Genomic DNA, 23,572 nt, shown 5'->3' on the forward strand with positions numbered 1-23,572 from the left:
GGTGCCGTGAGCCGTCCCCGCCCCGTGGCCGAGCCCCGGCTGCGGCTGTTCGTGTTCCACCACGCCGGCGGGTCGCATCACACCTACCGTCCGCTGGCCCGTGCCCTCCCCGCGGACTGGGAGGTCTGCCTCGTCGACGCGCCGGGGCGGGGCAGGCTCGGCCACGAGAAGCCGCTCGAGGATCCGGCCGCTCTCGTCGCCAGGATCCTCGACGAACTGCTGCTGTGGCTCGACCGTCCCTACGCGTTCTTCGGCCACAGCATGGGCGCGCTGCTCGCCCACGGCCTGACGCTGCGCATCCGCGACGCCGGGCTGCCCCTGCCCCGCTGGCTGGGGATGTCGGCCCGCGGCGTGCCCCGCCCGGACGGCGGCGGCGTACGGCGGCACCTGCTGCCGTCCGCCGAGCTGCGCCGGACCGTCGGGCTGCTCGGCGGCACCCCGGACGCCGTGCTCGGCGACGACGTCCTGTGGGCGCTGGTGGAGCCGGTGCTCCGCGCCGACCTGAAGGTCACGGAGACCTGGGGCCCCGCCGCGCGGGAGCCGGTGCCGCCGGTGCCGCTGTCCGTGCTCGGCGGGCGGGACGACCCCCTCGTCTCCCCGGACAGGCTGGCCGCATGGGCGGGCCTCAGCCCCGCCTTCCTGGGACTGCGCCTCCTGCCGGGCCACCACTTCTACCTCTCCGAGCGGCCGCAGGAGACAGCCGCGGTGATCGCGGCGGAGGCCCGCCGGGCGCTGGCGGGTGCCGCGGACGCCGGTCCGCGTCCGTCCGGAGCACGAGAACCGACCGCCCTGGAGGCATGGTGACTTCCCCTTCTCCCGCCGATTCCCCCACCGCACTGCTGGCCGGCGAGCTCGCGGCCGTCCTCGGCGTGGACGCGCAGCAGATCGACACCGGACGCCCGCTGACGGAACTCGGCCTGGAGCCCGGCTCGGCGACACTGCTGCGCCACCGGCTCCGCGCGTACGGCGACGCCGACCTGTCGGTGCGCCGCCTGCTCGGCGGGGGTTCGGTGCGGACGCTCGGTGCGCTGCTCGCCCGCGCGGACAGCCCTCCGGCCGCCGCCCCGTCCTCCTCTCCCGCGGCACCCGCCGCGGACCCGCCGGTCCCGCTCCCCGGCGACCTCCTCGCGCGCTTCACCTCGCGCGCGGAGGCCGCCGAACTGACCCGCGAGGAGGCGCTGTTCGCGGCAGTCGTACTGGCCGCCGCGCGCTGGACGTGCGGCACCGGCGGCCTCGGCGTGGAGGCGGAGCAGCCGTCCGCCGGTACCGCGCGGGTCCCCGTACCGGACCTGCTCCGCTGGGAAGGCTTCGCGGCGTACGCGCGGGAGCTGCGCAGCGCGGCACCCGCCCCGTCCGCCGCGCTGCGGTCCGGCGGAAGCGCCGTCAGGTTCCGGCTGGACGCCGGTGGCGGGGCCGTCCTGGGTCTCGTCCTGGACCTCGACGGGCCCCGGCCGGGGGCCCGTTGGGAGTCCCGCGGCGCCACGGGGACGCCGGGTGACGCGCCGCTGGCGACGGGCCTCGGCGCCGCCTTCGGACGGCTGCTGTCGGTCCTCGCCGGCGACCCGGAGGCGTGGCTCCGCCCCGACCTGGGCTGGGACCCCACCTTCGCGTTCCAGGAACCGCTGACCGTACGCCCGTTCCCGGACGCGGGGCCGCTGCTCGACGGCCCGCTCAGGGCCGCCGCGGTGCGCACCCCGCACGCGCCCGCCCTCCTCGGCCCCTCGGACGCCCTCACCCACGGCGAACTGGCCGCGCGGGCGGCGCACGTCGCGGGCCTGCTCCGGGAGGCGGGAGTGCGGCGGGGAAGCTCCGTCGCGGTGGCGCTCCCCAAGGGGTTCGAGCAGATCGCCGCGGTGACGGGCGTCGCACGGCACGGCGCCGTCTACGTCCCGGTGGACGTCTCCTGGCCCGGTACGCGTATCGCGGCCGTGTGCCGCCGGGCCGGTATCGGGCACGCTCTCGTCCCCGCCGGCGGGTCCGCCGAACTCCCCGCGGATGTGGTCCCGTTGGTGCTGGACGAGGGCACGGCGGGCGAGGGGGACGTCCCGTCCGCCGCAGAAGCCGGGGCTCCCCGCGCCGACCCGGACTCCCCCGCGTACACGATCTTCACCTCCGGTTCGACCGGCGAGCCGAAGGGCGTCGTCGTGGACCACGCCGCCGCCCGCGTCACCGTGGACGACATCACCGACCGCCTCGCCATCGGCCCGGACGACCGCGTGCTCGGCCTGTCGGCGCTCAGCTTCGACCTCTCCGTGTACGACGTGTTCGGCGTGCTCGGCGCGGGCGGCGCCCTCGTGCTCCCCGAACCGGGCGGCGAGCAGGACCCGCAGCACTGGATGGACCTGATCGAGCGGCACCGCGTCACCTTCTGGAACACGGCACCGGCGCTGATGCAGATGCTGCTCGACCTGGCCGACGCCGATCCGGCCGCCGCCGCCCGTCAACTGGCCTCGCTGCGCTGCGTCCTGCTGTCCGGCGACTGGATCCCGGTGACGCTGCCGGACAGGCTGCGTGCCCTGGTGCCCGGGGTGCGGGTGGTGAGCGCGGGAGGGGCGACGGAGGCCGCGATCTGGTCCATCTGCTACCCGGTCGGCACCGTCCCGGCGCACTGGCGGAGCATCCCGTACGGACGTCCGCTGCGCGGCCAGTTCTTCCACGTCCTCGACGACGAGGGACGTCCGCTGCCGGTGGGCCAGGAGGGCGAGCTGCACATCGCCGGCCGAGGGCTCGCACGCGGATACGCCGGCGACGAGGCGCAGACGGCGGCCCGGTTCCCCGTCCACGAGAAGCTCGGCGAACGCGTCTACCGCACGGGCGACATGGGCATGTGGCGGACCGACGGCACGATCGAGTTCATGGGGCGCAAGGACCGGCAGGTCAAGATCAGGGGGCACCGGATCGAGCTGGGCGAGATCGAGTCCGTGCTGGACCGGCTCCCCGCGGTGCGGCGCGCGGTCGCCTCGGTCGTGCGTGAGTCCGACGGGCGGCCCCGGCTGACGGCCCACGTCGCGCTGCGGCCCGAGGCGCTGGCACGCGGCACGCGGCTCGTACGGGGCGAACTGCTGGACGCGCTGCGGCAGTCGGTGCCCTCGTACATGGTCCCGCAGAGCCTGGTCCTGACCGACGCCCTGCCGGTCACCGCGAACGGCAAGGTCGACCACGCCCGGCTCGCGTCCCTCGAGGAGACTGCGACAGGCGCCGACGGCGGGACCGGCGCGGGCCCCGCGGCAGGCGACGGCGGGCAGACACCGCGTGCCGCGCTCGCCGACGCCGTGGCGGACGCCCTCCGGCGCGGACTGGCCGTACGGATCTCCGTCACCCCGGGGCCCGGCCAGGACGCCGCCGAGGTCCGGGAGTGGGCCGGAGCGCTCCGCCGCGACAGCACGTTCGCGGTGGAGGCCGGCTCCCCCGCGGAGGGCTCGGGCGCGACGCTGACCAGCCGGCCCGGCCCGGCGCCAACTGGAGTGCGGTGAACGGGATATGACAGACTGTGAGCACGCCGATGCAGGTCTGCGGGCCCCGCGCCCCGGCGCCCGGTACCTGCCCGCAGCGGGGCGCCCCCGTCCCGGATCCAGCACGCCGAAGCGAGTACCCGCACCCATGCCCTTACTGCGGTCCCCGCCCGCGACCAGCCGCCCCGGCCGCGCCCGCGCGCGGGCCAGGTGCTTCCGCGCCAGGCGGCGGACAGGGCGCTCCGGCCCTGCGCGGTGAGCCCCCGCTCCGCCCCGCGCGGCCGCGTCTCCCGGCCGGCGCCCGGGCCCGCCCCCGTACCCATCCGTCCACGAGAGGACCGCTGAGATCCATGACGAGCACGTCACAGGAAGCAACGCAGGTGAGAGCCTCGCGGCCGCGGGCCGTGCTGGCCATCCTCTGCATGACGCAGCTGCTGCTGACCCTGGACGACAACGTCGTCAACATCGCCCTGCCCACGATCCAGGACGATCTGGGCTTCTCGGCCCCCTCCCTGGTGTGGGTCATCAACACCTACATGCTGACCTTCGGCGGCTTCCTCGTCCTCGGCGGACGCCTCGGTGACCGGTACGGCCTGGTGCGCACCTTCACGGTGGGGACGACGGTCTTCGCCGTGGCCTCGCTCTTCAGCGGTCTCGCCGCCGAGCCGTGGCAGCTGATCGCGGCGCGCGCCCTGCAGGGCCTGGGAGCGGCGCTGGTGGCCCCGGCGGTGCTGGGCCTGCTGACGCTGGTCTTCACCGAACCGGCGGCGCGGGCCAAGGCGTTCGCGGCCTGGGGCGCGACCGCCGTGACCGGCGCCATGGCCGGCCTGATCCTCTCGGGTCTGATCACGCAGTACCTGGACTGGCCCTGGATCTTCTACATCAACCTGCCGGTGGCGGCACTCGCGCTGGGGCTGCTGCCGCGGCTGCTGCGAGGCGTGCAGTCCGTTCGGGGCGCCCAGCCCCTGAACTGGCGCGGCGCGTCCCTCCTCACGCTGGGCCTGGCGCTGCTCGTGTACGCGCTGCTGTCCGTCGAGGGCACCGGCCGTCCGCTCGTGACCGGCGGATGCGCCGCACTGTCGCTGCTGCTGCTCGCCGGGTTCGTCCTCGACCAGCGCCGGTCCGCCAACCCGCTCGTCGCCGCCGGGGTGTTCAGCTCTCCGGTGCGCTCGAGAGCGCTGGTGTCCGGCGTGCTGCTCTGCGCCGCCACCTTCCAGGGCTTCCTGGTGCTGACGCTCTATCTGCAGAAGGGCCTTCACTGGTCTCCGCTGATGGCGGGACTCGGCTACGTTCCGTTCGCCCTGGGGTCGCTGGCCGGCGTGAAGTGCGGCGAGCGGGTCACGGTCCGCTTCGGGGCGGGCCGGGTGCTCACCGCGGCCTGCGCCGGCGCCGGAGCGGGAGCGCTGCTGCTGGCGTTCGCCGCGGCCTGGGAACTGTCCTACGCCGGACTGCTGCCCGGCATCCTGTTCTTCTCGCTCGGTGTCGGTGCCGGCCTCCCGGCGGCGACGGCCGCCGCAGCGCAGGGTGCGGACCCGGAGTCCTCCGGTGTCATCGCCTCCCTGGTCAACTCCAGCCAGCAGCTCGGCGGCGCCGTGGGCCTGGCCCTCTCCGGAATCGCCCTGGGCGGGTCGGGTCTCGGCTTCGGTACGGCGCTGGCGGTGACGGCGACCGCGGCCGTCCTCGCCTGCGGCTGGGCGGCGGCGGTGGTGCGCTGCGAGCAGGCCGCCCCCACCACCACGCCCTGACGGCCGGCGGCCGCCCCGTGCGGGCCGGCGGCCTGCCCGGGGCGGTCAGTCCGGAGTGAGTCCGACCAGCGCACCGCTCTCCATGGCCGCCCACACCGTGCCCGCTCCGGTGGCCGCGATCCCGTGCGGTTCGCTGACGCCGGGCGGGAGTTGCCACGTCGACACCCGCCCGGAAGCGTCGACGCGTCCGATGCGGCAGGTGCCCCACTCCGTGAACCAGCAGCCTCCGCCGGCCGCTGCGGCGACGCCGTGCGGACGGGTGGCGGGCCCGCCCGGCAGCGGCACCTCGTCGATCTGCCCGTCGGCGGTGATGCGGCCGACGCGGCCGACGCCGATCTGCGTGAACCACATCGCCCCGTCGGCGCCCGCCGCGATGTGCACCGGCCGCGCACCCGCGGACGGCAGCCGGTGCACTGTCACCGCGCCGCCCGGGCCGATGCGGCCGATCGCGTCGGCCCCGCTGAGGGCGAACCACAGTCCGCCGTCCGGCCCGGCCGTGATCCCCGCGGGGCAGCCGCCGGAGACCGGCAGGGTGAACTCCTGTACGGCGTAGGGCTGTTCACGCTCGTGCCCGCCGCCGGCGGGCACGAGCCGCCCGATCCGGTTCGCGGTCAGCTCGGTGAACCACACCGCGCCGTCCGGCCCGGCCGTGACGCCGTACGGCCCCTCGTCCCCGGCAGGCAGAGGCACGCGCACCGGGGTACGGCCCGGGCGGACGCCCACGACGCGGCCCGCGAGGAACTCCGTGAACCACATGGTCCGCCCGTCGGGTCCGGCGGCGACGACGGTCGGCCTGGCGTCGGCGCGCCCCGCCGAATGCAGCCGCGGCGGTTCCCGGTCGTTCAGCTCGGCGATCTGCCCGGACCCGGCGAGCGTCACCCACAGCGCCCCGTCCGCGTCCTCGGCCACCGCGTACGGCCCCCGCCCGGGGACCGGGACCACCCGGGTCGAGAAGCCGGCGGGCGGGCAGCCGGTGTGCGGCGGGGCGGTTCCGGTGCGGTGGTGCTCGGTGGGCAAGACGTGCTCCCGTGGTGGTGCCGCGGCCCGGCCGGGAGGGCGTCCGCCTCTCCGGCACGGCCTGCTCTGACCACGAGAGCATGGGTGCCGGGCATGCCGCATCCACCGCCCGCTCACCTCCGCGAGGGGCAGGTTCACCCGAAGGGGCCACGTTCCCGCCCGCCCCGACGGCCGCTGCGGGGCGCCCCGTCACGGCGCGGCGGCCTCCGCTCCCGGCCCGTCAGCACCTCGGCCCGTCAGCACCTCGGCCGTTCAACACCTCTCGGCCGTTCAACTCGTCGCGCTTCAGGGCGAGTCCGCGGCCACGGACTCGCCCTGAAGGGCCGCCCGGTCCGGCGACGCGAAGTCCAGCGGCATCCGGGTCGCGGCCCCGGTGACGATGTCGGTGAGAGCTTCGCCGATGCCCGCGGCGTGCTTGAAGCCGTGCGCGTTGCAGCCGCCCGCGAGGACGAGCCGGGGGTCGCCGCCGGGGCGGCCGAGCACGAACTGGCCGTCCGGCGTCGTGGTGAGCATGCACACCGACACCCTGGCGGGAGCGGTTTCGAGGCCGGGCAGGCGGGTGCCGAGGACGTCCGTCAGGTGCGTCCAGTCCTGCGCGACCACCGAGCGGTCGTCGGTGACGGGGTCCAGCGGGCGGGGCGTGCGGCCGTGGACCTCCAGGCCGAGCTTGACGTCGTACGGGCCGTCGCTGCCGTTGCCCCACAGGACCTCGCCGCCCGGCAGGTCCCGCATGAAGACGGGGAACCGGTCGAGTGCGTGGCGCCCGTCGACGGCAGTGGAGCGGAACCAGGTGATGGGCATCCGCAGCGTCTCCAGCGGCATGCCCGGCACGAGCGAGCTCAGCCAGGAGCCGACGGTGAGGACCGCCTGACGCACCCTCAGCACCCGCGATCCGACCTCGAGTTCCACGCCTCCGCCGACGAGGCTCACCTTGTGCACCCGGGTGCCGGTGAAGACCGCGGCCCCTGCCGAGCGGGCGAGGCCGACGGCCGCGCGCACGGACTCCTCCGGCCGCAGGATGCCCGCGGACGGTTCCCACACCGCGACGTCCCTCGGGTCCAGCGCGGCGTGCTGGGGGAAGCGTTCGGCCAGTTCCGCCCGGCCGAGGCGCTGGACCTCGATGCCGTGCTCCCGCGCGGCGCGCAGCGTGCCACCGACGATCCGGCCGTCCTCGGGGCCGATGAGCAGGCCCCCGAGGTTCTCGAAGAGCGTCGTGCCCGAGGCGCCGGCGAGCTCGTGCCAGAGCTCCAGGGAGCGGCGCGCCAGCGGGACGAGGCCGGGGTGCTCCAGGCAGGTGACGCGGAACATCCGGGAGCCGCCGTGCGACGAGCCGAGGGAGTGGCCCGGTTCGAACTGCTCGACGCCCAGCACGTCCACGCCTCTGCCGGCCAGTTGCCACAGCGCGCAGGAGCCCCATGCGCCCAGACCGACGACTGCGACGTCGGCATCCCATGTGCTCACGCGGGTCTCCCTCTCCTGGACGTCTCCGCCGCCGTGGGGCGGCGAAGGGGCACCGGGAGTTTTCCGGCCGCCGCGGAGCGGTGTAAAGGACGCTCCAGCGCCGGTCCGGCAGGTCTCGAGCGGCCCACCAGCACCGGTCGCTCCCCGGCCGGCCGCCGGCCCTGTGCGCGGACGAGGGGCCCGCGGTCGCGCGGCTCACGGAGCCGTCCGCGGCCCCTGGTCCGCCTCCGCCGTGCGGGGCAGGACGAGGACGCGTGGGGCCGCCCGGCTCCAGGGGAAGCCGCAGCGCAGCTCGGCGAAGGGCTCCGGGGTGGCGTCGGACCGGACCGCCACGGCGGCGACGACGTCCGGCGCGGGTTCGAACTCCAGGAACCGCCAGCGGCCCGCCGAGTCGTCCGCGGGGGGACGGAAACCGGTGACGCCGCCGTCCGGCGCGAGCGTGAAGGAGAAGCTGTCGAAGGGCAGGGCGAGTCCGAGTCCGCGGGCCTTGGCGTAGGCCTCTTTCAAGGTCCACAGCCGCAGGACCCGGTGGTCGCGGGGACGGCCGGGCGTCCCGGCGGCGACCCAGTCCCGCTCCTCGGCGCTGAAGACGCGCTCGACGGTCCGGATGCCGCGTTCACCGCGGTCGAGGCTTTCGACGTCGACGCCGATGCGCCCGCGCGGCACCGTTCCGAGCAGGTTCCAGTCGCCGGAGTGGGTGAGGCTGAAGTCCGGTTCGCGGCCTCCCCGGAGCGGTCCTCCCCGGGGGAGCCGCAGGGCGGGCCGTCCCCGCGGCGAGCGCCGGAAGGCCAGTTCGCCCTCGGGCAGCCCGGTTTCGAGGCTGAGGGCCCGTCGGAGCAGCGCGTGCGCGACGAGATACCGGCGCCTGTCGCGTCCGAAGACGAAACGGGAGGCGACGCCGCGTTCGTGCTCGTCGAGCCAGTGGCCCGCCAGCTCCTCCGCGACCGTCGCCGGCAGATCGCCGCAGGCGCAGAACCACAGCCTGACCGGGGGCGGTTCGCCGGTGTCCGCACCGTGCGGAAGCGGAGCACCGTCCGCCGCCGCGTCGCCGCGGGCGTCCGTCGGCGGATCTCCCATACGAGCGCTCCCGCCCCGGACCGCCGGCCGCCCCGCGGGAGACGCCCCGGCACCCGGCAGCAGCCCGGGTGCCGTTCGGCGCGTCACGGCGCGCGGGCGGACGCCTCAGGCCGAGCGTACGAGGCGCTGGCTGTCGTCGGCGGACGCCGAGGGCTGCTCGGCGTTGGACATGAGGACGGAATGCTGCAACCTGCGCAGCCCCGCGGACGGTTCGAGTCCCAGGTCTCCCACCAGGGTGCCGCGCAGCCGCTGGTACACCTCCAGCGCGTCGCCGCGGCGCCCCGACCGGTGCAGGGCGAGCATGAACTGGGCGTGCAGGTTCTCGTGAGTGCGGTACCGGCTGACCAGGACGGTCAGTTCGGAGAGCAGTTCGCGGTGGCGGCCGAGGCGCAGGTCCGCCTCGATCCGCTGGTCGAGGGCGCAGAGCCGGCTCTCCTCGAGGCGGCGGATCTCCGTCTCGAGCTGCGTCCCCGCGTGGACGTCCGTGAGCGCGGAGCCGGACCACAGGTCCAGCGCCGCCCTCAACTGCCGGGCCGCGCCCTGGTAGTCCTCGGCGTCCATCGCCCGGTAGCCGAGTCCGGCCAGACGCTCGAACTCACGGACGTCGCTCGTCCCGCCCGCGGTGTTCAGCATGTAGCCCCCGGGCGAGGTGACCAGCACGTCCTTGGCGCTGAGCTGCGCCTCCCCGGAGGGCTCGCCGTCCTCCAGCGCCGCCGCGATCAGTTCGCGCAGCTGCAGCACGTACGTCTGGAGCGTGGTCCGGGCGCTGCGCGGCGGCGTGCCGGCCCAGAGCTCCTCGGTGAGTACGGATACCGGCACCACCTTGTCGGCGTGCAGTGCCAGCAAGGCCAGCACCTGCCTGGGTTTGGGAGCCGTCGGCGTGATCGAAATGCCGTTCTGCCGCACTGCCAGCGCACCGAGTACACCAATGTCCACGCCGTTTTCCCCCTGTTTGCCTGGTCTGGTCGCATCGAGCCCTGCACGACTCGATCTCTGCTGTCGGGGTCGCCTCGAACCCGAAGGGATTCTTCCGGTGCGAGGATCCTGATTAGAGAACAGGGCGCACTGTCTGTCAATATAAAACCGTTCACGTGGTTTGTTTCAACGGACAACATCGTCGCCCGCACGCCCTCCTCCGCCGACAGCCGGGCACCCTGCCGCCCATCCGGCGCAGGACCCACGGAACCTTCTCAACTCCGCCATGTCCAGCGGTACTTGTGGCATTCTTGAGTGACCGTCGAGTGCCCCCGCCCCAAGACCGGAGCACAGTCGGCGAATGCGACAGGACGCCCTCCGAGGGAGTCCAGCAGGGAGTTATGAAACCGCGTGGACGGTTTATGTAGCACCGATCCGCTAGACCTGCGGCGGCCCGCCGGCGTCGGTGCCGCGGGCGCTGAGCTCACCGAGCACCCCCGGGTGGGACAGCCGCGGCAGCAGCAACTCCCAGAAGCGCGCCACGGTCTCCGGAGCGACCCAGGCCCGGTCGCGGGAGCCGAGCATCTCGAAACCGACGGTGGACGTCACCACGGCCGTCGCGGCGTCCGCGGCCGTGACGCCCTCGGCGAGATCGCCCTTGCGTTCGGCCTCGGCGAGCAACTTCCCGACCCAGTCCTGCCATTCGCGCCGCAGGTCGAGCCCCCCGCCCCGCCGTCCGGTCGAGGCGCAGAGCTCGAACCCCGCCCGCACCACGACGTCCTGGTGGAGAGCGGTCATCAGGCGGTGCGTCGCGTCGACCAGCCGCTGGAGAGCGCTGCCCGGGGCCTCGTCCGCGGTGGCGGCGATGCGCCGGAGGGTCACGGCCGCGCGCTGCTCGACGGCCTCCGCGAGCAAGTTCTTGGTCTCGAAATGGAAGTGGAGAGCCCCGTTGCTCACACCGGCCCGCCCACTGATGGTGCTGAGCGAGGCGCGCGCATAGCCCTCCCGTACGAACACCTCGGCGGCCGCCTGCAGCAGCAGCTGCCTGGTCCGCGCCGCGCGTTCCTGCTTCACCATCGGTCGTCTCCTGACATCGGGGAGTCTGCGTACCGGTCGTCGCCCCACCCGCCGCACCGGCGGCCCCCTCTGGCACCGGCACCGGCGCGGACCCCCGGGCACCCCGCGCACCGGAACCCGGGGCGGCGCGCCACGGCCCGGACCTGCCGGACCGCGACGCTCCCCCACCAGCGGGCTCTCCTTGTCTCGCGGCGGCGGCGCCGCGGTTCGCGGAACGCCCCGCCTGCCGGCCGAGGGAGCCGTGCGATCGCCGGCGCGGTCCGGTCCGGGCCGGCCGGCAGGGCACCGGCGGCCACCAGGACGCGCCGCCCGCGCGGGGTATGCACATCGAGAGGCGCACAGCTCTCGGAAGTCCACGCTAACAAACCGCATATGCGGTTTCTGCGTCCTCTATCAGGCAGGCACAAAGGCTTCACGCGCATCGGACACAGGTCCCGACCCCGGCCCTCGCGGAAAGCCGCGCCCGCGCGTACGGCGACACCGCCATGCCGCGCCCCTGCCCCCGCCCGCGGCCATGGCCATGGCCTTCCGGACACACTCCAGCGCGCACCTCGAGAACGGCTCGTACGCTGCTCGAAGGGCGGTCCCAACACACGGCGGTTCACCGGGAGTTGGGAAGCAGCGTCCCCGTTGTCGCACGGAGCGCGCCTCCCGGCCCGCTCGACCGCACCACGGGCACGGCCACGCGACGCGCTCCGCGGCAAGCCCCCGGAAGCCGCTGCGCACCCCCGCACTGAGCTCCCCGGCAAGAGGGCCGTGCCACTTGCCGCGCCTCCCGCGGCGACCACCTGCACCTACGCCGGAACCGGCTTCTTCCTCCCCGGCGAGTAGAGGGAATCTGTAGAAACTAAACCGGGTGGTATGTATCTTACGGCAGCGAGGGGTCCGGCGGATCAACACCCCTAATCTGTAAGTTCTGTTGCAGTCAATCGGGGAATATCATGATCGCGAGCACTGCCCAGGTCACGTCCTGCTCGTCCGGAATACCGGAGGAGGCCGGCCCGCACCCGGCACACCTCAGCCAGGCGCTGTCCCACTTTCCGCCGCTGACGACCACCGTGCCCAAGGAGTTCGTGCACCGGGCCGCAGTCGCCGAGGTCCTGCTGACCAGTTGGACCCCCCGCAGCGGGACGGAGTTCCGCGTCACCGCCCAATGGCCGCGCTGCCACAGCTACTTCGCGCCGGTCGACGGCCGCTACGACCCCCTGTTCGCCGCCGAGACGATCCGCCAGATCGGCGCGCTGCTCGCCCACACCGGCTTCGACGTGCCCCTCGGCCACAAGTTCCTCATGTGGGACCTGGAGTTCGCCGTCGTACCCGAGCAGCTCCGGATCGCGGGCGCCCCCGCCAGCCTCGACATCGACGTCTCCTGCACGGAGGTGGACCGCCGCCCCGGCGGCGCCCTCAAGGGGCTCCGGTACGAGGCGGTGCTGCGCCAGGACGGGCAGACCGTGGCGACCGGCGGTGCCTCCTTCACCTGCACCAGACCGGAGGTGCACGACCGGCTCCGCCGCGACCGTCCGCGCAGCGACGAGTCACCGCTCCCGCTGACCGCGCCGCTGCCCCCTCAGCACGTGGGCCGCACCTCGCCCGTCGACGTCGTCCTCTCCCCCATCGGCGAGGCCGGCCGGTGGCTGCTGCGGGCGGACACCCGGCATCCCGTCCTCTTCGACCACCCCGTCGACCACGTCCCCGGCATGGTGCTGCTCGAAGCCACCCGGCAGGCCGCGCACGCCCTGCTCGGCCACGCCCCGTTCCCCGTCTCGGCCCGCAGCACCTTCGAGCGCTACGCCGAACTGGACGCCCCCTGCATGGTCGAGGCCCGCGAACTGCCGGACAAGGAGGGCTCGTTGACCACGGTGCTCGTCACGGCCACACAGGGGGACGAGCAGCTCTTCAGCTCCACTCTCGCCGCGGCACGCCTCTGACGGCGGGGCGCACGCAGGCCGCGTCCGGCAGTCCCGCTACTCCGGGCGCCGCCCGGCCCCCGCCTCCCCCGGCCGACGCGGCACCGCGCCGTCCGCGAAGAAGCCGATGTGGTCCGCGGCCCACTGCGCGTAGGAGCGCGCCGGACGGCCCGTCACCTCCTCGACGGTCGGCTCGACCCGGGCCTTCGCACCGGCCCGCTGCTGCTCCGCACTCTGCAGCAGCGCCTCCGCGACGTGCTCGGGATGGCGCCGCAGATAGGCGGCTCTCGCCCGGGCCGCGTCCATCTCCTCGAACCGCACCGGCTTCCCCAGCAGCCGGGAGAGGCAGGCCGCCTGGTCGACGGCGCTGACCGGCTCGGGCCCCGTCAGGGTGTACGCCCTGCCCCCGTGCCCTTCCTCGGTGAGCGCGCGGACCGCTACGTCCGCGATGTCCCGGGGGTCGACGCAGGAGTTGAGCGAGGTGCCGTACAACGCGGACACGGGACGCCCGGAGGCGATCAGCGGAGCCCACCCCAGGGTGTTCGACATGAAGGCCCGCGGACGCAGCAGCGTCCACTCCGTCCCGCATTCCCGCAGACGCGCCTCGCATCGCCGCTGCCACCGGGTGATGGCGTCGTCCGCCGCCGAGTTGGCGACCGCGGCCGCGGAGAGCTTGACGATCAGCCGTACGTCCGTGCCGCGTACCGCCCGCAGGAAGCGCTCGTCGTCGTCGCCGCCCACCGCGCCGGTGAGGAGGAAGACCTTCGTCACGCCGCTCAACGCCCGCTCCAGAGACGGCGCGTCGCCGTAGTCGCCGGCCGCCACCTCCACGTGGCCGGGCACGTCGCCGACGCGGCCCGGACGCCTGGTCAGGACACGGACCGGACCGTCGGCGGGCAACCGGCGCACGACCTCCCGCCCCACCGTGCCGGTGGCGCCGGTCACGAGGATCACAGCGGGACCCCGGAGGCTCCGTCGCTGCCGTCCCGGCCGGACGGCGCAGCCCTGAACACCCCTGATCCCCCCAATGCGGCGGGAGCCCGGCAGCCCCCCTGAACGCAGACACGGTACGGGCCGGTAAGATACAAACTCTTCGGTTTCTTTGCCAGGGGTCCCCCGCGGACCGCCGGCCCACATCAGGAGGGGGCGTGGCTATGCAGGACCGGGCCATCCGCACCCGCCGGAAGATCCTCGAAGCCGCGGCGGCGGTCTTCGGGGAGCGCGGTTACCAGGCGGCGACGATCGCCGACATCCTCTCCACCGCGGGCGTCACGAAGGGCGCCCTCTACTTCCACTTCGCCTCCAAGGAGCAGCTCGCCCAGGGCGTTCTGCGGGCCCAGGAGGGCCAGGACCCGGTTCCCACACGCACCTGCAAGGCGCAGGAGCTCGTGGACATGGTCATGGTCTACGTCCACCGCCTGCAGACCGACTCCATGGTGCGGGCCGGGGTGTGGCTGGCGCTCAACCAGCAGGCGGCGGACCTCGACCGCAGCGGGCCGTTCCTGACCTGGAGCGAGACGCTGACCGAGATGCTCGAAGCGGCCCGGGAACAGGGCGAGTTGCTGCCGCACGTGAAACCGGCCGAGACGGCCCGTGTGATCGTCGGCGCCTTCGCCGGCGTCCAGGCCATGTCGCAGACGCTCAGCGACTACGCGGACCTGGGCGAGAGGATCGCCGAGTTGCTGCGGCACATCCTGCCGAACGTGGTCATCTCCTCGGTCCTCGCGTCGGTCACCCTCGACGGCGACCGCGGCACGAAGGTCAGCGCGGAGATCGCGGCCGAGGCCGACGGGCAGCACCTCGAGACCGTCGGCGGCTGACGGTCCGTCCGGCGGCGTGCCTCGCGCCTCGCCACAGGGCCGCTCGAGTCCCGCTGCAGGGTGATGGCTGCGTCCGCCGCCAGGCGGTTGACTGGCGATCATGGCCGGCCCGCGCACACCCACCGTGCCCCGCACCGGCACAGCTCCGGCCGGAAGCGCCAAGTGCCGCTCCCTGTCCCGGAGTTGCCGTGCGCCCCGCGCTCCCCGGCCGCGCGGGCGCGGGCGACGCCGCCTCCCACCGCGTCCGGCGGGCGGCCGCGTTCGTCCGGCGGCGCGCGGGGACGAAACCCGCTTGCCCTCACCGCCGGAGCCGTGGCAGCGTCCGCACGCAACTGTCGTCGCAGCAGTGGAGTGGTCATGCTCTTCCCGGGCGCTCACCGAACCTCCCGGCCCACAGCGGCCGTCCAGCCGTCGAACGCCCCGAAGGACCCGCATGCCCACTCAGATCAGCTGCCGCTCCGTCACGAAGTCCTATAACGGCCGACTCGTCCTGGACTCCGTCACCGCCACCCTCACCACGGGCGAGCGCACCGGAATCGTCGGCGAGAACGGCTCGGGGAAGAGCACCCTGCTGCGCCTTCTCGCGCGGGCCGAGGAGCCCGACTCGGGAGACGTCGTCGTCCAGGCGGACGGAGGCGTCGGCTACCTCCCGCAGGAGGCATCCTTCCCGCCCCGCCACACCGTCCAGCAGGCCATCGACGTCGCGCTGAGCGACCTGCGCTCCCTCGAACGCCGCATGCGCCGGCTCGAGAGGCTCCTCGCCGAGGACGAGTCCGCGCTCGCCGAGTACGGCGAAGTGACGACCGCCTTCGAGCTGCGCGGCGGCTACGAGGCCGACGCCCGGGTGGAGCGCGCCCTGCACGGCCTCGGCCTGGTGGACCTGCCGCGCGACCGGGCCGTCGGCGACCTCGCGGGCGGCGAGCAGGTCCGGCTGCGCCTCGCCGCCCTCCTGGCCGCCGCCCCGGAGGTCCTGCTGCTCGACGAGCCCACCAACCACCTCGACGACGAGGCCCTGACGTGGCTGGAGGAGCATCTGCGCACGCGCCGGGGCACGACCGTCGCCGTCTCGCACGACCGCACCTTCCTCGAACGCGTCACCGGCACGCTGCTGGAGGTCGACGGCGACCGCCACACCGTCACCCGCTACGGCAACGGCTACGACGGCTACCTCAAGGGGAAGGCGGCGGCCCGTCAGCGCTGGGAGGAGAGCCACCTCCGCTGGAAGGCGGATGTCGAGGCGGTGCGCGAGACCGCGGAGACCACGGCCCGCCGCGTCGCGCCCGGACGGTCCATCACCGACGGCAACAAGATGGCCTACGACCGCGCCGCCGGGCGCGTCCAGCAGTCGCTCGCGAGCCGCGTCCGCAACGCCGAGGAACGCCTCCGGCGCCTCCTCGCCGACCCCGTGCCCACGCCGCCCGAACCCCTCCGCTTCACCCCGGTCCTGCGCGCCGAGCGCCTCACGGGCACAGTCCTCGAAGCCGACGGCGCCACCGTCGGCGGACGCCTCCCCCGCACCTGCCTCACCGTCGAGGCGGGGGACCGTCTGCTGATCACCGGCGGCAACGGCACGGGCAAGAGCACCCTGCTGCGCGTCCTCGCCGGAGAACTCGCCCCCGACGGCGGCCACGTCGCCCGGCGCGGCCGCGTCGGCCACCTGCCGCAGGAGCCCCGGCCCGGCCGCCCCGGCCAGACGCTCCTGCAGGCCTTCGCGGAAGGGCGCCCGGGCACCCCCGAGGACCACGCCGAACAGCTGCTCTCCCTCGGCCTGTTCACCTCCGACCGGCTCACCGCGCAGGTCGCACAGCTGTCCACCGGCCAGCGCCAGCGGCTCGCACTCGCCCGGCTGCTGACCCGGTCCACCGACACCCTGCTGCTCGACGAGCCGACGAACCACCTCTCGCCCGCCCTCACCGAGGAGCTGGAGGAGGCTCTCAGCACCTACCCGGGCACGCTCGTCCTCGTCTCGCACGATCGCCGCGTCCGGGCCCGCTGGCAGGGGAGGCAGCTCTCCCTCGGCTCCGGTCCCGCGGACGAGGCGCGACGGGGAAGCGTCAGAAGGACACCGTCCCGGACGCGTTGAGGAACCGGAACCGGAACCGGGTGCGTGTGCGTCCGTCGCGCCGGATCACGCTGCGCGCCCGGCCCGGTGCCGATTCCCCGCGCGGGGATCAGCGCGCCGGCGGGCTCGTCCACCCGTCCGGGACGTGGGCGACGCGGACGCGCTGAGGATGGTCCCCGACCGGCACGGAGACCGTCTTCTCGCCCGTGCCGAAGTCGATGGCGGTGACCTGGTCGCTGCCGCTCTCGGAGATGACGCAGAACTTCCCGTCGCCGCTCACCGTCGCCCAGTACGGCTTCGAGGCCGTCACCAGCGGCCCTTCCTCCAGGGTCTCCCGGTCGACGACGGTGGCGTAGTCGTCCATCGTCCCGGCGACGCACAGCTTGTCGCCCTGCGGACTCATCGACATTCCGTGGTGGCGCGAGTCGTTGACCCAGGTGGTGCGGTCCTCGCTGGTGTCGGGATTCTTCGGGAGGGTCTTGTCGCGAGTGATCTTGTCCTCGGCGACGTCGTACTCCAGGAACCCGTTGTAGAAGGAGACCTGGAAGTACAGCTTGGACTCGTCGGGCGTGAACGCCACCGGCCGCACGGCGTCGGAGAGGTCCTTGCGGCCGAACGCGTCGAGGCGCTCGCGCATGTCGATGACCTCGACCTCCTCGAACGTCTCCGTGTCCACGACGGTGATCTTGCGGTCGCCCTTCGTCCAGTCGAGCCAGGGCGCGTCGGTGTCCGTCTGGACGTCGCCGATGGACATGTTCCACAGGTGCTTCCCGCCGTCGGTGAAGACGTTCTCGTGGGGCTTGTCGCCCGTCTTGAACGAGCCCGCCTCCTCCCCGGTCTCGATGTCGAGGACGTGCACGGTGTTCGACGTGGAGGCGGAGACCGCCACCCGCTTCCCGTCGGGGGAGACCGCCATGTGGTCGGAGCGGAATCCGGAGACGGGGAAACGCCAGTTGAGCTTCCCCGTCGTCACGTCGACGGAGACGACGTCGGCGAAGCTGGGCCGGGAGACGACCATCGACCTGCCGTCCGGGGTGGAGTACATGTCGTCCACGAACTGGTCGTGCCCCTCCCCCGGTCCGTTCCTGATGCCCAGGAAGAACAGCAGCTTGATCGGGTTCGCGTAGATCTCGTCCAGCCGCTCCTGCTTGTCGGGCACGACGTTGATGCGTCCGAGCTTCCCGAAGGAGCCGCTGGACTCGATCACGTCGGCCGTCCCGTCCCAGTTGTTGCCGACGAACATCACTTCCCGCAGCTCCGCCCGCTCCCCCTGCGGGGCGGGCGCGGCACCGGCCGCACCCGTCGTGGCGGCCACGGCCGCGAGTGCCGCCGCGAGGGCCACCGGGAGCCGGTGGCGGCGCCTCGCGCGGGGGGCTTGCCGTTCTACGGGGGCGGGCGTCCGGGGGTCCGCGTTCTTCCTGGTCACGTCCACGGCTCTCCTTCACGTGGCGGCCCGCACCGCCGGGGCGCGAGCAGCTGATACGTCATGAGCTGTGCCGGACCCTCCGGGGAGGCGCTGCGGCCCTGGGAACGGCCCGGCAGCGGGCGCGCCCTCCGGTGCGGAGGTACGCCGCGCGCTGTGCGGTCACGCGTCGCCGTGCGGGGGTGCCCCGCCCCACAAAGTGAAAATGATGCACTTCACATTCGGCTACTTGAAAGTAACGACAGCGCAGCGGTTGTTCAACCCCCGTGCGCGAGAAGCGCGGGAGAAGATGGCCGGGACACGAGCGAGGGAGAGCGGGTGACGGAGCGACTGAGGCGGTCCACCGGTCGCTACGCGGGCAAGGCGGCCACGGAACGCCACGCGGAGCGGCGCCGGAGGTTCCTCGACGCGGGGCTCGAACTCTTCGGCGCGGGCCCCGGCTACCGCTCGACGACGGTCGCCGCCCTCTGCGAGGCAGCCGGACTGTCGACCCGGCAGTTCTACGAGGAGTTCCGCACCCTGGAGGACGTCCTCGCCGTCCTGCATCTGGAGGTCAACGACTACGCGGAGAGAGCCGTTCTGGACGCCCTCGCGCGGACCGCCGAACTGCCCGCCGCCGAGCGGTACGGCTCCGTGTTCAGGGCGTACGCGGCGAGCATCGCCGAGGACCCGCGCCGCATCCGCATCACCTTCACGGAGATCGTCGGGGTCAGCCCCCGCCTGGACGAGCAGCGCCTCTCGCGGCGGGCCCGCTGGATCGACCTGATCCGGGCCGAGGCGGCCGCGGCGGTCCGCAGGGGCGAGGCGGCGGACCGCGACTACCGTCTCGCGGCGGCCGCCTTCATCGGCAGCGTCAACGGGCTGCTGCACGACTGGGCGGCCGGCTGGGTCGACGCAACGCTCGACGAGATCGTGGCCGAACTCGTGCGGCTGCTGCTGGCGTTGATGCGGTCCGGGGAGGAGTGACCCGGGGAGTGACGGGCTGCCGCGGCCGACGGCGGGGCACTCGGGCGGTGCCCCCGGCCTGAACGCGACAGGACTGGACGGGCCGGGGGCCGGGCCGGGCTCAGCGTGCGACGGCGGTATTGCGCGCCATGACGTCCTCCGCCGTGCCCCACAGCCGCGGCAGGAACCGCAGGACGCGCTCGGCCCGTTGGAGCAGGTCCGCGAAGGAACCGATCCCGAGGTCGGCGACGGCTTCGCGGAACGCGGGATCGAGGGAGCGGTGCAACTCCGGGGCGTCCGCGGCGAGGACGGTGTGGCAGCGCGTGAACGTGGCGACGATCCAGAAGACGGCTTCGCGGTGGTCGCCGCGGTCGATCAGCTCCTGACTGCCGTCGACGGCGATGGGACGCGCCGCGGCGGTGAGGTCGCCGCTGAAGAAGAACGGCGTCCTCGAGACCTCGGCGGCCGCGTCGAACGTCCGGGCCAGCGCGCGCAGATGGTGCCGGACGCGAGCGGCGGACCACTCCCGGCATCCGAGGAGTTCCAGCAACTCCGGGTAGAGCTCCGAGAGTCCGTGGTCGGCGAGCACTTCGCGCACGCGCAGGTAGCGCAGCCGCACCGTGGGGTTGCGCAGGGCGGCGACCAAGGGGACGTGCGTGGTCACGCCGGTGGGGAACAGCCATGCCATGACCTGCTCGTGGAACGGCGCCGAGACCTCCTGTGCCTTCAGAGCCTCCAGCCTGCTGACGATCCTGTGCCGGGCGTCCTCGCACCGGCGCCGCACCCAGGGCAGATCGGCGAAACGGGCCGGAACCTCGGCCAGCAGTCCGCGCAGCAGGCCGCCGGGGTCCTCGATGACCGTGCAGGTGCGGAAGCTGCCCGCCAAGTGGTAGGACGCGAGGACCTGTTCGGGACGTTCGAGCTGCGACGCCGGCATGTGGCTGACCTCCAGCACCGCCTCCCGGTAGCCGAACTTCCCCGGCGCGGCGGGCGGTCGGGGCGCATCGGTGACCACGACGACGTCGACGTCGGAGGTCGCCGGCAACTCCGCGTCGTCCGGGAGCCCCACGGTGGAGCCGCTGAAGTACGCGCCCCTGTACCCGGGCACGGACCGCCCGTACCGCGCCACCCAGTCCGCGGCGACGGCTCGTGCCTGCCCGACCCTCACAGGGTTCTCCGCGCCGGCGTCCTCACGCGGGGCTCCACTTCTGGCTGTCGTCCCCCGAACACTCCCACAGCCGCAGGGGAGTTCCGCTCCGCACGTCGCCGTCCTGTACAGCGACGCACTTGTCGGCCTGCGGGTTGACCAGGTCGCTGCCCTCGCTCAGCACGAACTGCTGCGCGGGGTTGCCGCTGCAGCGGGCGAGCTGGATCACCGCCCCGTTCTCGACGGACCCGTTCGCGACGTCCATGCACAGGTCCCGGAACCGCACCGTGCCGTCGTCCACTATCCTCCACCGCTGCGACGCGGATCCCGAACACGTCCGTATCCGCAGGGGAGTTCCGTCCTCCCCCTCGCCTCCCGGAACGTCGATGCACTGGTCCGAGTTGTGGCTCCAGAGCCGGACGGTCCCCTCCGGGCCCTCTCCGCCGCCGGGCGGAGGGCCCGGCGCCGGCGGCTTCTGCGTACCGCCGTCCTGCGGGGGGCGGTCCTTGCCGTCGTCACCGTCCCCGGGCCGCTCCGATCCCGGCTTCTCATCGTCCTTGCCGCCCTTGCCGCCGTCGTCGCCGGAGGGGGAGCCGCCCGAGGAGGGGGCACCGGGCCTGTTCGCGTCGTTCTCCCGGCCCCCGTTCCACTCCGGGCCCGGGTTGGCGCCCGTCCCCGTCGACTCCTCGCCGCCGCTGCCGCCGTACAGCGCGAACCCGCCGATCAGCAGCCCCAGTACGGCCACGGCGGCGATCGCGGCGAGTACGGCTCTGCGGGTGTGCCCGGCGGGCTCGGGCGGTGCCGGGTTCCGCGAACCCGCGGGGACGATACGGGGGTTGACCGTCGTGACGATGCGGTCGGCAGGCTCCGGTCCGTCGTCGGAGCCGGTGCCGGCCCCCTCCCCGGAACTTTCCCGCGCACCCTCGCCCTGTGCCGGGGCGGCGGGCGTCCCGGGACGGGAGTGCGGGCCCGACGGACCTGCGGGGGTGGCGGGTTCGGCGGGACCGAGGGGGTCGGCGGGATCGGTCATCGTGTCCTTTCGGGTGCCGTGCCGTACGGAGATCAGGCGGCCGGGGGCGGCGGGTTCCGGTCGCGCACGCCGGTTCGCGGCCGTGACGAGCCACGCGGAACCGGCACCTGCCCGGCTCCTCGACGTCTCACACCACTGGTGCCGGAGACCGGGCGGCCAGAGGGCCGGGGAACCGGAGGGTGCCGTCCACCGGACGCCGGGCCGCGGGTGGCGGGCCGCTTGCGGGGGTCGCCCGCTCTCACCAGTCAAAGGGAACCCGCCCCGTCCGCGGAAGCGGCCGAGCAGGAAAACGGCCTGAACATGAGCCCCGCGCGGTCGAGATGAGGCACTTTGTGCCCGCCTGTCTTCCACGGCGTCTTCGCGGGAAGCCTCAGGACGTATCAGTGGAAGGGGGAGGAAGTCGCACCGGTGACCCGAGCGCCACGAAGGCGGGGTACGACGCGCCTCCGCCGTCCCGTCTCCGCGGTCCGTGGCCGGGAAGCGCCGGGACGAAGCCGCCGCGATCCGCAGTTAGTTGCCCGAGCTTACCAATTACTGATATCCCGTCGGGGTCGCCGTACAGGCCCGTCACGACCGGGTCGCGGCCCCGCGAACGGCGGCGGACCAGCACGCCCTTGAACACGGAGGTGTTCGTTGAGTACGGACCAGCAGTGGGACATCGTCACGGGAGTCGGGCGGACCGCCCTGGCGGTCGCCGCCGGGAGAGCGACGGAGACCGCGCGTCCCGACGCGCTGATGACCGACCCCTACGCGTCCCGCCTCGTCGCCGCCGCCCAGCCGGGCGGCCCGTTCTCCGCCCCCGGCAGGAGCGGGGGCCAGGAGCCCGACGACGAACTGTGGGCCGCGACCTCCGAGTACGTGGGCCTGCGCTCCCGCGTCTTCGACGACTACTTCGCGTCCGCCACCGCCGACGGCCTCACGCAGGTGGTGATCCTCGCCGCGGGCCTGGACACCCGTGCGTACCGGCTCGGCTGGCCCTCGGGGACGGTCTGCTTCGAGCTGGACCAGCCCGCCGTACTCGAGTTCAAGTCGGGGGTCCTCGACGCCGAGGGCGCGAAGCCCGGTTGCGACCACCGGCCGGTCCCCGTCGACCTCCGCGACGACTGGGGCGCGGCGCTCCGGGCGGCGGGTCACGACGCCGCCTCCCCCACCGCCTGGCTCGCCGAGGGCCTGCTGCCGTATCTGCCGCCCGAGGCGGAGACCCGGCTCCTCCAGGAGATCAGCCGGCTCTCGGCGCCGGGCAGCCGCTTCGCCGTGGAACGCATAGACGACATCGCCCGCCTGGTCGGCGATCCGGTTCTCCGGGAAGGCTCCGACGACCTCGGCATCGACGTGAAGTCCCTCTTCCCCGAAGGGGAACGCGAACCGGTGGAGACGCAACTCAAGGCGTTCGGCTGGGAGTTGGAGAACCGCTCCGTGCCCGGGACCGCGGCCGCTCTCGGCCGCCCCATGACCCGGATGAAGGCGCTCACCGAGCACGTCACGCACACCTTCGGCCGCCTCCCCTGACGGCGCGCGGGCCGCGTCCCGCCGTCGGCGGCGTGCCGGCCCCCGGGGGTCAGCCGGCGCCGGCGGCGGGCTTCAGGCCCACTCCCGCCCAGATCGGCACGTCGCCGTCGCGCAGCGCCTCGCGTACCCCGGCCTCGATCTCCACCGGCTCGGGACGCCAGTGCTGCGGAGCCACGAGGCCCGGCTCCAGCAGCCGCAGCCCGTCGAAGAAGCGCTCCACCTGGGCTCGCGTCCGGGTGCGCACCGGAGAACCGGTCTCTTCGAAGTCCTCCTCGATGCGGCTGACCCGGACGTCGAAGTCGGCCGTGACGTGGGTGACCACCAGCGCGCTGCCGCCCGGCACCGCGTCCATGAGCGTGCGGACCATGGCGTAGCAGTCGTAGTCCGGCGGCAGCCAGTGCAGGAGGAGGCAGAGGGTGACGGCGACGGGCCGCTCCAGGTCGAGCGTGTCGCGGAGCGCGGGGGCGCGCAGGATGCTCCACGGGTCCGTCGCGTCGGCCTGGATGTACGCCGTTCTGCCCTCGGGGCTGCTGGTGTGCAGGGCACGCGAGTGCGTCAGTACGATCGGGTCGTTGTCGGCGTAGACGATCCGCGCCGCCGGGTCTGCTGCCTGCGCCACCTCGTGCAGGTTGGGCGAGGCGGGGATGCCGGTGCCGATGTCCAGGAACTGCCCGATGCCGTGCTCCGTCACCAGTGCCCGCGCCACCCGGTGGACGAACGCCCTGTTCTCCCTCGCGCTCGCCTCGGCGGACGGGACGGTGGCCAGGACCTTCTCGGCCTGTTCCCGGTCGGCCGCGTAGTGCGTCTTGCCGCCGAGCAGGCAGTCGTAGACGCGGGCGGCGTGCGGCCGGTCGACCTCGAGGGCGACGAGCTGCTCCGGCTCTCCGTCCGTCCACGTGTGGCCCGTCTCTTCCATCCCCCGGCCCTCCCTGCCACTGCGCCCGTCCGCTCCCGGTCCCAAGTCCGGGCGATGCTAGGCGTGTCG

The 23,572-nt window shown here is 74.0% G+C and carries 18 protein-coding genes; 8 read left to right on the forward strand and 10 right to left on the reverse strand.

The window, feature by feature from the left end; all coding sequences use genetic code 11:
- Positions 1 to 6 precede the first annotated feature (6 nt).
- The 3 genes from H181DRAFT_RS12365 (at position 7) to H181DRAFT_RS12375 (ending at position 5,197) form a co-directional block, all read left to right on the forward strand.
- Entirely contained in the window at positions 7 to 804 is a 798-nt protein-coding gene (locus H181DRAFT_RS12365) for a thioesterase II family protein (protein ID WP_158715435.1), read from the forward strand.
- The gene (locus H181DRAFT_RS12370) at positions 798 to 3,473 is read left to right on the forward strand and encodes an amino acid adenylation domain-containing protein (protein ID WP_052708565.1); all 2,676 of its coding nucleotides are present in this window, start codon (positions 798 to 800) and stop codon (positions 3,471 to 3,473) included. Before H181DRAFT_RS12365 ends, H181DRAFT_RS12370 begins: the two co-directional genes overlap by 7 nt.
- 329 nt (positions 3,474 to 3,802) lie before the next feature.
- Positions 3,803 to 5,197: an MFS transporter gene (locus H181DRAFT_RS12375; protein ID WP_107068749.1), complete on the forward strand. Its 1,395-nt coding sequence runs from the start codon at positions 3,803 to 3,805 to the stop codon at positions 5,195 to 5,197.
- A gap of 45 nt (positions 5,198 to 5,242) precedes the next feature.
- Here the strand turns inward: H181DRAFT_RS12375 and H181DRAFT_RS12380 are convergent, their stop codons facing one another.
- The 5 genes from H181DRAFT_RS12380 to H181DRAFT_RS12400 all read right to left on the reverse strand — a co-directional run bounded on the left by H181DRAFT_RS12380 (position 5,243) and on the right by H181DRAFT_RS12400 (position 10,744).
- Positions 5,243 to 6,214: a Vgb family protein gene (locus H181DRAFT_RS12380; protein WP_254666812.1), complete on the reverse strand. Its 972-nt coding sequence runs from the start codon at positions 6,212 to 6,214 to the stop codon at positions 5,243 to 5,245.
- A 285-nt stretch (positions 6,215 to 6,499) separates the two neighbouring features.
- Positions 6,500 to 7,675, reverse strand: a complete 1,176-nt coding sequence (gene solA, locus H181DRAFT_RS12385) for an N-methyl-L-tryptophan oxidase (RefSeq protein ID WP_045864461.1) — start codon at positions 7,673 to 7,675, stop codon at positions 6,500 to 6,502.
- Between the two features lie 195 nt (positions 7,676 to 7,870).
- Entirely contained in the window at positions 7,871 to 8,752 is an 882-nt protein-coding gene (locus H181DRAFT_RS12390; RefSeq protein WP_045864462.1) for a 4'-phosphopantetheinyl transferase family protein, read from the reverse strand.
- 105 nt (positions 8,753 to 8,857) lie between these two features.
- Positions 8,858 to 9,688 carry an AfsR/SARP family transcriptional regulator gene (locus tag H181DRAFT_RS12395; RefSeq protein ID WP_045864463.1) on the reverse strand — a complete coding sequence of 277 codons (831 nt, stop codon included), beginning with the start codon at positions 9,686 to 9,688 and terminating at the stop codon, positions 8,858 to 8,860.
- A 417-nt stretch (positions 9,689 to 10,105) separates the two neighbouring features.
- On the reverse strand, positions 10,106 to 10,744 hold the full coding sequence (locus H181DRAFT_RS12400) for a ScbR family autoregulator-binding transcription factor (RefSeq protein WP_045864464.1): 639 nt from the start codon (positions 10,742 to 10,744) through the stop codon (positions 10,106 to 10,108).
- A gap of 941 nt (positions 10,745 to 11,685) precedes the next feature.
- Between H181DRAFT_RS12400 and H181DRAFT_RS12405 the strand changes: the two genes are divergently transcribed.
- Complete coding sequence (locus H181DRAFT_RS12405) at positions 11,686 to 12,672, forward strand: ScbA/BarX family gamma-butyrolactone biosynthesis protein (RefSeq protein WP_045864465.1); 987 nt, start codon at positions 11,686 to 11,688, stop codon at positions 12,670 to 12,672.
- A gap of 36 nt (positions 12,673 to 12,708) precedes the next feature.
- On the opposite strand, the gene H181DRAFT_RS12410 is transcribed toward H181DRAFT_RS12405, so the two are convergent.
- Entirely contained in the window at positions 12,709 to 13,605 is an 897-nt protein-coding gene (locus H181DRAFT_RS12410; RefSeq protein ID WP_045864466.1) for an NAD(P)H-binding protein, read from the reverse strand.
- Between the two features lie 194 nt (positions 13,606 to 13,799).
- Between H181DRAFT_RS12410 and H181DRAFT_RS12415 the strand changes: the two genes are divergently transcribed.
- Positions 13,800 to 14,471 carry a ScbR family autoregulator-binding transcription factor gene (locus H181DRAFT_RS12415; RefSeq protein WP_045864467.1) on the forward strand — a complete coding sequence of 224 codons (672 nt, stop codon included), beginning with the start codon at positions 13,800 to 13,802 and terminating at the stop codon, positions 14,469 to 14,471.
- 433 nt (positions 14,472 to 14,904) lie between these two features.
- A complete protein-coding gene (gene abc-f, locus H181DRAFT_RS12420) occupies positions 14,905 to 16,554 on the forward strand; it encodes a ribosomal protection-like ABC-F family protein (RefSeq protein ID WP_045864468.1) in 1,650 nt (549 codons plus the stop codon).
- An 88-nt stretch (positions 16,555 to 16,642) separates the two neighbouring features.
- Here the strand turns inward: abc-f and H181DRAFT_RS12425 are convergent, their stop codons facing one another.
- Positions 16,643 to 17,848: a YncE family protein gene (locus tag H181DRAFT_RS12425; RefSeq protein WP_254666834.1), complete on the reverse strand. Its 1,206-nt coding sequence runs from the start codon at positions 17,846 to 17,848 to the stop codon at positions 16,643 to 16,645.
- 426 nt (positions 17,849 to 18,274) lie between these two features.
- Here H181DRAFT_RS12425 and H181DRAFT_RS12430 point away from each other — a divergent pair, with 426 nt between their 5' ends.
- Positions 18,275 to 18,922 carry a TetR/AcrR family transcriptional regulator gene (locus tag H181DRAFT_RS12430; RefSeq protein ID WP_045864469.1) on the forward strand — a complete coding sequence of 216 codons (648 nt, stop codon included), beginning with the start codon at positions 18,275 to 18,277 and terminating at the stop codon, positions 18,920 to 18,922.
- A 100-nt stretch (positions 18,923 to 19,022) separates the two neighbouring features.
- Here the strand turns inward: H181DRAFT_RS12430 and H181DRAFT_RS12435 are convergent, their stop codons facing one another.
- Together H181DRAFT_RS12435 and H181DRAFT_RS28810 are read right to left on the reverse strand one after the other, a co-directional pair.
- On the reverse strand, positions 19,023 to 20,069 hold the full coding sequence (locus H181DRAFT_RS12435; RefSeq protein WP_045864470.1) for a hypothetical protein: 1,047 nt from the start codon (positions 20,067 to 20,069) through the stop codon (positions 19,023 to 19,025).
- 22 nt (positions 20,070 to 20,091) lie between these two features.
- Positions 20,092 to 21,078 (reverse strand): RICIN domain-containing protein, encoded by a 987-nt coding sequence (locus tag H181DRAFT_RS28810; protein WP_052708567.1) that lies wholly within the window; start codon positions 21,076 to 21,078, stop codon positions 20,092 to 20,094.
- A 633-nt stretch (positions 21,079 to 21,711) separates the two neighbouring features.
- Here H181DRAFT_RS28810 and H181DRAFT_RS12445 point away from each other — a divergent pair.
- A complete protein-coding gene (locus H181DRAFT_RS12445) occupies positions 21,712 to 22,587 on the forward strand; it encodes a class I SAM-dependent methyltransferase (RefSeq protein WP_045864471.1) in 876 nt (291 codons plus the stop codon).
- A 49-nt stretch (positions 22,588 to 22,636) separates the two neighbouring features.
- Here H181DRAFT_RS12445 and H181DRAFT_RS12450 read toward each other — a convergent pair whose 3' ends face one another.
- Complete coding sequence (locus H181DRAFT_RS12450; protein ID WP_045864472.1) at positions 22,637 to 23,503, reverse strand: SAM-dependent methyltransferase; 867 nt, start codon at positions 23,501 to 23,503, stop codon at positions 22,637 to 22,639.
- Between the last annotated feature and the right edge of the window lie 69 nt (positions 23,504 to 23,572).

Source organism: Streptomyces sp. WMMB 714 (assembly GCF_900090125.1).
Lineage (GTDB): Bacteria > Actinomycetota > Actinomycetes > Streptomycetales > Streptomycetaceae > Streptomyces > Streptomyces daqingensis.

Coding starts and splice junctions, on each gene's coding strand:
- H181DRAFT_RS12370 (WP_052708565.1), top strand. CDS start 798: ATGGTGACTTCCCCTTCTCCCGCCGATTCCCCCACCGCACTGCTGGCC.
- H181DRAFT_RS12375 (WP_107068749.1), top strand. CDS start 3,803: ATGACGAGCACGTCACAGGAAGCAACGCAGGTGAGAGCCTCGCGGCCG.
- H181DRAFT_RS12390 (WP_045864462.1), bottom strand. CDS start 8,752: ATGGGAGATCCGCCGACGGACGCCCGCGGCGACGCGGCGGCGGACGGT.
- H181DRAFT_RS12400 (WP_045864464.1), bottom strand. CDS start 10,744: ATGGTGAAGCAGGAACGCGCGGCGCGGACCAGGCAGCTGCTGCTGCAG.
- H181DRAFT_RS12405 (WP_045864465.1), top strand. CDS start 11,686: ATGATCGCGAGCACTGCCCAGGTCACGTCCTGCTCGTCCGGAATACCG.
- abc-f (WP_045864468.1), top strand. CDS start 14,905: ATGCCCACTCAGATCAGCTGCCGCTCCGTCACGAAGTCCTATAACGGC.
- H181DRAFT_RS28810 (WP_052708567.1), bottom strand. CDS start 21,078: ATGACCGATCCCGCCGACCCCCTCGGTCCCGCCGAACCCGCCACCCCC.
- H181DRAFT_RS12450 (WP_045864472.1), bottom strand. CDS start 23,503: ATGGAAGAGACGGGCCACACGTGGACGGACGGAGAGCCGGAGCAGCTC.